General features: G+C 68.7%; 2 protein-coding genes. Both read left to right on the top strand.

Annotated features, from left to right (window positions below; genetic code table 11):
* Positions 1–940, top strand: a 940-nt coding sequence (locus K6T56_12625; GenBank protein ID MCL6557185.1) for a topoisomerase DNA-binding C4 zinc finger domain-containing protein, incomplete at its 5' end; no start/stop codon positions are given.
* A gap of 3 nt (positions 941–943) precedes the next feature.
* Entirely contained in the window at positions 944–1,366 is a 423-nt protein-coding gene (locus K6T56_12620; GenBank protein MCL6557184.1) for a site-specific integrase, read from the top strand.
* The last annotated feature ends 692 nt before the right edge of the window (positions 1,367–2,058 follow it).

The raw sequence follows: 2,058 nt of genomic DNA, 5'->3' as shown, positions 1-2,058 counted from the left end.
GTTCCTCTTCCGCGCCGCCGGCGCACGCGTGCGCTTCCCCGGCTTCCTGGCGCTCTACCGCGAGGCCGCGGAGAACGGAGAGGAGAACGGGGAGGCGTGGCTACCTGCCCTGTCCGCAGCCCAGCCGCTGCGCCTGCTGGAGGTCCAGCCCGGACAGCACTTCACCCAGCCGCCGCCGCGCTACACCGAGGCCTCCCTGGTGCGCGCGCTGGAGGAGCTGGGGATCGGCCGTCCCAGCACCTACGCGCCCACGCTGGAGACCATCAAGTCGCGCGGCTACGTGCACATGCAGGAACGGCGCCTGGCACCGACCGACCTGGGCATGCTGGTCACCGATCTCTTGGTAGAACACTTCCCCGACATCGTCGACCTGGACTTCACCGCCCAGATGGAGGAGGAGCTGGACGAGATTGCGGAGGGTCGACGCGACTGGGTCAAAGTCGTCCGGGAGTTCTACGCCCCCTTCGAGCGCGACCTGCAGCGGGCGGAGAAGCAGATCGTGGAGGTGGAGTTCCCCGAGGTGGAGACCGGCGAGGCCTGTCCGGAGTGCGGCCGGCCCCTGGTGCGCAAGCACGGCCGCTTCGGCGAGTTCATCGCCTGCTCGGGTTATCCGGAGTGCCGGTACACCCGGCCGGTCGGCATCGGCGTGGCCTGCCCGCGCTGCGGCGGGGAGATCGTCGCGCGGAGGACGCGGCGGGGCCGCACGTTCTACGGTTGTGCCACCTACCCGGCGTGCACCTTCACCTCGTGGGACCGGCCGGTGGACCGGCCCTGCCCGCGCTGCGGCAGCCTCATGGTGTCCAAGCCGCTCCGCCGCGGGCCGGAGCTGCGCTGCACCAACGCGGCCTGCGGCCACCGCGAGCCGGCCGAGCCCGCCCCCGCCTCCGGCGACCGCGCGCCCGCGACGGCAGGGGCCGGTCCCCCGGGTCTGGCGCACTGACCCGTGGTCGCCATCGATCGCGATCTGGCGGCGTTCCTGGAGACCCTCGAGGCCGAGGCCGGCGCCTCGCCCCACACGCTGGCGGCCTACCGCCGCGACGTGGAGGCCTTCCGCCGCTTTCTGGCCGCCGAGGGCGTGCGCGGGTGGGACGCGGTGACCCCGGCCGTCGCGCGGCGATACCTGGCGTCCCTCCACGGCCGGTACGCGCGCGGCTCGATCGCGCGACGGCTGTCGGCGCTGCGGACCTTCTACCGGTTCCTGCGGCGGGAGGGCCGGGTGGCCCGAAGTCCGCTGCGCCTGATCACCGCGCCGCGCCGCGGCCGCCGGCGGGCGGGGGCCCCCCCCCCCGCGGTGGGCGGGGCGGGGGCCGGGGCGGGGGGGGCCCCGGGGGGGCGCCTGGAGGCTGGGGTTTCGGCTGAACGCTAATCTTCGGCCCGCCAAAACCCAGAGAAATATTTACGTCGATGTCAGGCCCTAAGTCCAGGTTAAAGCTTGGACTGAGCGTGATCTGGGGCCTCAGATCCACCCCAATATCCAGGCTCGGCTTGACGAAAACCACAGGGATGTTTATCGACACCCCGGGAGACACTTCTATAGGGATCTCAAAGTTTGTCTCCGGCTCCCCGGGAGGGAGAACCGGAGGGTAGATGGGGGGTTGATAGCCGCAGCGGTCGGGCTCCCCGTCTACCCGGGTGATAGCAAGTACCTCCACCCAGGTATCAGCGGGAGAGATGTCCTCTAACCTGATATTGGCGTAGATGTTCGTAAAGGTCTGAACAGAACAGTTGGACCATTGCCGATGGTCTATCCGAAAATCATATTCGCCGTGGGCGCCCTCCACCCAACCACGGACCGTGACCGGGCCATTAACCTGAAAAACAATATTTGATTGCTGGACTCCGTCTACGCGTCGGGAAACAACGATTTCATAAGGAACACACTCACACCGCCCCCCCAAAGGGGTTTGGTTCAGAGGAGGCGGAAACGAAGGGGGCTGTTCGTCCGGAAGCGGACAAACCGCATCCCAGATCGCCCTACTGACAGCCCCGACCCCGAGGGGGTCCCCTACCGCCCACTGGGGATAGTTTCTATAAAGGCTGCAGGCAGCCCCTCGAACA

It is taken from the genome of Burkholderiales bacterium (assembly GCA_023511995.1).
Classification (GTDB): Bacteria; Pseudomonadota; Gammaproteobacteria; order Burkholderiales; family Thiobacteraceae; genus Thiobacter.
The sequence above is the reverse complement of the archived record's forward strand: the minus strand, read 5'-3'. Positions and strand labels throughout refer to the sequence as shown.